We start from the raw sequence: 7,065 nt of genomic DNA, 5'->3' as shown, positions 1-7,065 counted from the left end.
AAAAAAGAGTATGACGGCGCGCAGGATTATGATTTTATGTTCCGGGTTTTTGAGCAAACGAATAAAATCTACCATCTGCCGAAGATGCTGTATCATTGGCGAATGCATTCTTTATCAACCGCTATGAATCCGGAAAGCAAAATGTATTGCTACGAGGCGGGGAAAAACGCGATCTTGGATCATTATAAGCGTATCGGTTTATCGGCGACAGTAAAGCTTTTACCAAAACCATATTACGGGTGTTATGAAACAACGTATGCCACGCCGGGAAATCCGCTTGTTTCGGTCGTCATTCCAAATATGGACCATAGAGATGTTTTAAAAACTTGCGTGGATTCTTTATTTGAAATCAATACCTACAAAAATATTGAGATCATTATCGTGGAAAACAACTCCAAGGAATCCGAAACGTTTACATATTATCAAGAGCTGGAACGGGTGCATCCCAATGTAAAAATCGTGTACTGGAAAGATGACTTTAATTATTCGCAAATCAATAATTTTGGCGTCCAGTATGCCAAGGGTGATTATATTTTGTTTTTGAATAATGACACGGAAATGATTCGACCGGATTCAATTCAAAATATGCTGGGTGTATGTATGCGTAACGAAGTCGGGGCTGTTGGTGCCAAACTTTTATACGATGATCGGACGATTCAACACGCGGGTGTCGTGATTGGTTTTTCAGGCTATGCAGTCCATATCAACAATGGAATCGACGAGGATCAGCCGGGTTATATGATGCGGGCGCAGCTGAATTGTGACTATTCGGCGGTCACTGCCGCCTGTATGATGGTGAAAAAATCTGTCTTTGAAAAAGTGGATGGATTTGATCCTCAGTTTAAAGTGGCTTGCAACGATGTGGATTTATGTTTGAAAATTCGCGAATTAGGATATCTTGTGGTTTATGACGCTTTTTCGATTTGGTTTCACTATGAATCCAAGTCGCGAGGTTACGAGGACAGCGAAGAAAAAATAGAGCGGTTCAATAACGAGGTAGCGAAGTTTCAAAAAAAATGGGGAAAGATCCTAACAGATGGGGATCCATACTACAATCCAAATTTTAAAATTGAGCTGGGACCATTCATTTATTTATAGAAAACAAGAAGGGAGCGATTTATGTTTCAATCCAATATTGATGATTTGAAAATAATAAAGACGAAGGATAAATTTTTGATTTTTGTAGCAGGGTGGTGTGTATCCGACCATGATTTTCATTTACGATGTCAAGTGAATCAAAAAGAATATAGACATCAAATAAAGAGGGTAAAAAGAGAGGATATTATTTCCTTATTTCAACAACCTGCCGTGGCTTTGAACGGATTTGAGATTCTGATTGAAATTTCAAATGAGCAGGAATTGAAGCGTCTTGCACTATTCGCAACAAAAGGATTGAAAAAGAAAACTTTGCTTTTGTTGAAAAGAGAAGAATTGAGCAAACATTTGCAAATCGAACCAGCTCCCTTTTTTTGTGTTGACCGGATCGTAGGATGGAATGATGGATATTATGTGGAAGGATATGCTTTCAAAAATTTGAATAGTGCTTGCTTGCTGCAAATTGTGGACAAGCAAAACGAGCCAGTTGAGCAAAATTTGACTCGGATAGCTAGAGAAGATGTAAGAAATCATTTTCATCTTCCGGATACTTCGGATTTAATTGGCTTCAAAATCTATTTCAACGGAGAAGAAAATAAGGAGTATTTTCTTCAAATAGAAGATCGGAGAATTCCATTGCTTTATGAGGGGCAATCTAAAAAAAGATCTCATGTTCCAATGGATCAGTATCATATTTGGCAACAATTCCATAGACCAAAACTGATGGAATTAAAGCATCAAAAAGAGACGAATTTTCATTTTTCTCCGTGTATTAGTATTATTGTGGCTACGTATAACACGCCTGATGATTATTTTATGGAGATGCTTGAGTCGGTACGGAATCAAACGTATGAAAATTGGGAATTGTGCATCGCAGATGGCAGCGGAGATCGTAAAATAGAAGAACTTATTCAAAAGAGTGGTCAAGATTCTCGAATTCGATATAAAAAATTAGAACATAATCTAGGAATCGCCGACAATATGAATGAAGCCATTAAAATGGCATCAGGAGAGTATATTGGCTTTTTTGATCACGATGACATTTTGACGGAAAATGCGCTTTTTGAGGTAGTGGATGCGCTTCAAACTCCAAATATTGAAATGGTTTATTCGGATGAGGATAAGATCGTCGATCGGACAGGTTATTTAAAGGATCCGCATTTTAAACCAGATTTTAATATCGACCTGATTCAATCACAAAATTATATTTGCCATTTTTTGGTGATGAAATCTTCTCTTGTCCATGAGCTGAAGGGATTTGACAAACGATATGATGGAGCGCAAGATTTTGATTTTGTGCTTCGCGCGATTGAAAAAATCAATGCTAGTCAAATTATTCATATCTCCAAAGTTCTTTATCATTGGCGAATGCACGCGGAGTCAACTTCCTCCAATCCTGAAAGCAAACTGTATGCTTTTGAGGCAGGAAAACGAGCAATCGAGGATCATCTTTCAAGAATGGGGCAGAAAGCCAGTGTGGAAATGGGGCGTTCATTGGGAATCTACGATGTTCACTATCAATTGGAGGAAAACCCTCTTATCTCAATCATTATTCCTAACTGCGATCATATTGAAGATTTAAACCGCGCAGTATGTTCTTTGATTAAATCGTCCGATTATCAAAATTTTGAGATTATCATTGTTGAAAACAACAGTAAGGATCCAGCGACCTTTGCAGGCTATGAGAAATTGAAGCAGCAAGATCCTCGGATTCAAATTGTGGCATGGGATAAGTCGTTTAATTACGCTGCAATCAACAATTTTGGTGTAGGATACGCAAAGGGAACACTCCTTTTATTTTTAAACAACGATACAGAGCTACTGGAAAAAAATAGTTTAAAGGATATGGCGGCTTATTGTATGCTGCCTCATGTTGGCGCGGCCGGTGCACGGCTCGAATATGAGGATGGCTCAATTCAACATGCTGGTGTTGTCATGGGATTGGGGGGAATCGCAAATCATTCTTTCATGACTTCAGCGAAAGGAAATGGTGGCTATTTTAATCGGGTGTACACGACGTATGATGTAAGTGCTGTGACGGCTGCTTGTTTGATGATAAAAAGAACTTTATTTGATAAAATTCACGGGTTTGATGAGACCTTTGAAGTCGCTTATAATGATATGGATCTTTGTATGAAGATTCGAAAAGAAGGAAAGGAAATTGTTTACGTTTCTTTCGCCCATTTTTACCATTTCGAATCAAAGAGCCGGGGAATAGATAACACACCCGAAAAGAAATTGAGATTTAAAAAAGAAACGGAGCGTTTTCTGGAAAAATGGGGAACTGTTTTGCAAGAGGGAGATCCCTATTACAATCCAAACTTTTCTGTCACATATCCAGGGGGATATGAATTAAAAGAGTGGGATGTGTATGAATTGAAAGAGGAAAGATAGATGATGGAAACTGAAAAGAATAAAAATTTGAAAATTTATAAATATTTAGTGTTTCTGTTTTCAGCGTTATGCTTGGGTTTGGCGGGGTTCTTTATTTACCAAATTCAAAATCTTCAAGTGCTTCCAAACAACTTGTTGGTTCCAATTTGTGTCGTGATCGGATTGGTTGTCTTGATTTTGCTTGCTTTATGGAATTACTATCAGCATTTAAATTGGGCACGAATCGTCCTTTCTATTTTGAATATCGCAATGCTGCTTGTTTTCTCGATTGGTAATTTTTATCTTTATAAAACGCACAATACTTTGGCTGTTGTGACAACACAGCCAAAAGAAGTAAAAAACACAGTGTCTTTATTGGTAAAAAATGAAAGTGAAATTCAAAATGTCCAGGACTTGAACCAAAAAAAGGTCGGGAAATTAACATCAATAGATCCGCTAGGCACCACAAAAATGATTACTCATTTACAGGAAGATCAATTTGGAGTAGATACCGAGTCGCTTCTTCCTTTTGAAATTTTGAACTATGACAGCGTGGAAAAAGAAGTGGAAGCCCTTTACAACGGGGAAGTGCAAGCCATCATTTTGAATGACAGCTATCGAACCAACGTTTTGGAATATGAGCCTTATGCCAACTTCAACAACGAAGTAAGGAGCATCGACGAGGTTGTATATTACACAAAAGTGGACAATGAGGCGATGGCGGTACCGGAAATTACGAAAAACTCGTTTAATATTTTGATTTCTGGAAACGATACGTACGGCGATGTAGGCGAACTCTCGCGCTCAGACGTGAATATGGTTGTTTCGGTCAACCCGGAAACGAAAACCGTCTTGTTGACGAGTATTCCGCGGGATTCTTATGTTGAATTTGTTTGCGACGAACAAGATGCCTGCATCGCGGGAGCGAATGACAAAATCACGCATACCGGATTGCACGGAATCAACACGACGAAAAAGACAGTGGAGAATTTGCTGGGAATTACGATCAACTATACGTTCCGCGCCAATTTCTCGAGTGTCATGGAAATCGTCGACGCGATTGGCGGGATTGATGTGGAAATTCCCGAAGGAATGGCTGTGGAAACGTTCTACGCCAACCATACGCTAGAAGGCGTTCATGAAGGGATGAACCATTTGCAAGGCGAGAGAGCGCTGGCGTTTGCCAGAGAGCGCTACGCGTATGTGGATGGAGACAACCAGCGGGTGCGCAACCAGCAAACCGTGTTGAAAGCGATTTTCGCGAAAGCCACTTCGCCGGAAATCATTGTCAACTATTCCAGCTTGCTGGATGCTTTCCAGGGAGCGTTCGATACGACGTTGTCAAAAGATGAAATCACAACGTTGATCAAATATCAAATTCAGGAAAATCCGCAATGGAAATTTGAAAGCTATCAGCTGACGGGCGAGGGCGCGCAGCTGCTTTCACCAGAGCTTGGACAAACCGCGTATGTAACCATCGTGGATCCATATTCTGTCACTTTGGCGCACGATAAAATCGAAGCGGTACTCAAAGGCGAATCGGCGGACTCGATTGAAACGCCGGTATCCGATTTTACAAGTGGAACAAGCAATGGAGCGGATAGTGGATACGAGAGCGGATATTCGGACGAGTATGTGGATCCATCTTTGTATTATGACCCGTATCAGCAAACGGAAACCTATGACTCGTTTACAGAGGACTCGTCAGAAAATGATATGACAGAGTCAACGCCAGAAGAGGATATGACAGTTCCGGAAGAAACAGTGGAATAAACCCAAGGCATCGCTTCAAAAATTGAAAGAAAGGCTACCGCAATCCCACTGGCTTTAGACGGTGGGTTAAGGTAGCCAAAGTTAGTAATTTATGTTATACTAATATCATGGAAAGATGGAAATCAAAAAAACAGGCACAAATACTTATTGCAGTATCATATTATTTTTGTGTGTAAGTATAGGAAAAAATTGTTAACAACAAAGCAAATATCAGATGATATAAAACAGTTTTCGTATGAGATATGCCAAAAACACAATGTAACTATCAGATATATGGAAACAGACAAAGACCATATTCATTATATGATAGAAACAGAGCCAACGATGTCTGTTAGCAAAATAGTAAATCTGGTAAAAAGCTACACAACATATCATATATGGGAAAGGTATCCAAATTATTTACGAAAACAATTCTGGAAGGAGCATACTTTTTGGACTGATGGATATTTTGCATGCAGCGTAGGTAATGTTTCAGAAGAAATGCTTAGAACATATATAGAAAACCAAGGTTAGAAAGGCGGTGAAAGCCGGTGTTAAAAGCATATAAATACAGAATTTATCCGAGTAATGAGCAGAAAATACAGATAGCAAAAACATTTGGCTGCTGCCGTTTTGTCTATAATCAGACACTGTCATACCGGAAAGAAGCTTACGAAAAAGAGAAAAAAACTGTCAGCAAAACAGACTGCAATAATTTCTGCAACAGAGAGTTAAAGAAGGAATATGAGTGGCTGAAGGAAGTGGACAAATTCGCCCTTACAAATGCCATTTACAATATGGATGCAGCATACCAGAAATTTTTTAAGGAACATGCAGGATATCCGAAATTCAAGAGCAAACATGATAACCATAAGTCTTATACTACAAATTTCACAAATGGAAATATAAAGGCAGATTTTGGGCATGGGAAAATAAAACTTCCAAAGTTAAAGCAAGTAAAGGCAAAACTCCATAGGGAATTTGAGGGACAGATAAAGTCAGCGACAGTTTCGCAAGTTCCAAGTGGAAAATATTATGTTTCCATCCTTGTGGAAACGGAACATGAGAAACTACAGCATACCAGTCATAATACAGGGCTGGATTTAGGCATAAAGGATTTATGTATTACATCTGATGGGAAGAAATACGAAAATCCAAAAATTATCAGGAAATATGAGAAGAAACTGGCAAAGCTGCAAAGGAAGCTGGCACATAAAGAAAAGCGAAGCCAAAATTACTACAAAACCAGGAAAAAGATAGCATTATGCCATGAAAAAATAACAAATACCAGAAAAAATTATCTGCATAAGATTTCCCATAAAATTATCAGCGAAAACCAAGTGATAGTTTCGGAAAATTTACAGATAAGAAATATGGTAAAGAACCATCATTTGGCAAAATCAATATCAGATGTGTCGTGGTACGAATTAACAAGGCAGCTGGAGTATAAGGCAAAATGGAATGGCAGGGAATATGTCAGGATAGATACCTTCTATGCAAGCAGCCAGATATGTTCCAGTTGTGGATATCAAAATACTAATACAAAAGATTTATCAGTAAGGGAATGGGTATGTCCTGTTTGCAGAGCAAAACATGACAGAGATATTAATGCTGCAAAGAATATTTTAGCAGAAGGATTAAGACAAATAGCATAAGGTAATAAAATACAAATAGGGACGGTTCAGCCCGAATTAACGCCTGTGGAGATAGTAGGTTGCGAGGTCTGCGAAGCAGGAAGCCCATTGGCTTTAGACAATGGGTAGTTCACCGATGCCTTTCTTTTGAATATAATATTTTTAATGATAAAGACGATATGTTGGAAGGGAGTTTTTTTGATGCTGTCAA

Annotated in this window: 5 protein-coding genes; all 5 read left to right on the top strand. The window is 38.8% G+C overall.

Features of this window, described 5'->3' with window-relative positions; genetic code table 11:
* On the top strand, nt 1-1,098 hold a 1,098-nt coding region (locus tag ABNS49_RS13470), incomplete at its 5' end, for a glycosyltransferase family 2 protein (protein WP_348688278.1).
* Nucleotides 1,099-1,119: 21 nt separating this feature from the next.
* Nucleotides 1,120-3,489 (top strand): glycosyltransferase family 2 protein, encoded by a 2,370-nt coding sequence (locus tag ABNS49_RS13465; protein ID WP_290092110.1) that lies wholly within the window; start codon nt 1,120-1,122, stop codon nt 3,487-3,489.
* A gap of 450 nt (nt 3,490-3,939) precedes the next feature.
* On the top strand, nt 3,940-5,241 hold the full coding sequence (locus ABNS49_RS13460) for an LCP family protein (RefSeq protein ID WP_168353515.1): 1,302 nt from the start codon (nt 3,940-3,942) through the stop codon (nt 5,239-5,241).
* 102 nt (nt 5,242-5,343) lie between these two features.
* Nucleotides 5,344-5,754 carry an IS200/IS605 family transposase gene (tnpA, locus tag ABNS49_RS13455; protein WP_288162412.1) on the top strand — a complete coding sequence of 137 codons (411 nt, stop codon included), beginning with the start codon at nt 5,344-5,346 and terminating at the stop codon, nt 5,752-5,754.
* A 17-nt stretch (nt 5,755-5,771) separates the two neighbouring features.
* Nucleotides 5,772-6,875: an IS200/IS605 family element RNA-guided endonuclease TnpB gene (tnpB, locus tag ABNS49_RS13450; protein ID WP_348688096.1), complete on the top strand. Its 1,104-nt coding sequence runs from the start codon at nt 5,772-5,774 to the stop codon at nt 6,873-6,875.
* Nucleotides 6,876-7,065 lie beyond the last annotated feature (190 nt).

Source organism: uncultured Dubosiella sp. (assembly GCF_964018005.1).
Taxonomy (GTDB): Bacteria; Bacillota_I; Bacilli_A; order Erysipelotrichales; family Erysipelotrichaceae; genus Dubosiella; species Dubosiella muris.
This window is presented reverse-complemented; position numbering and strand designations above follow the sequence as displayed.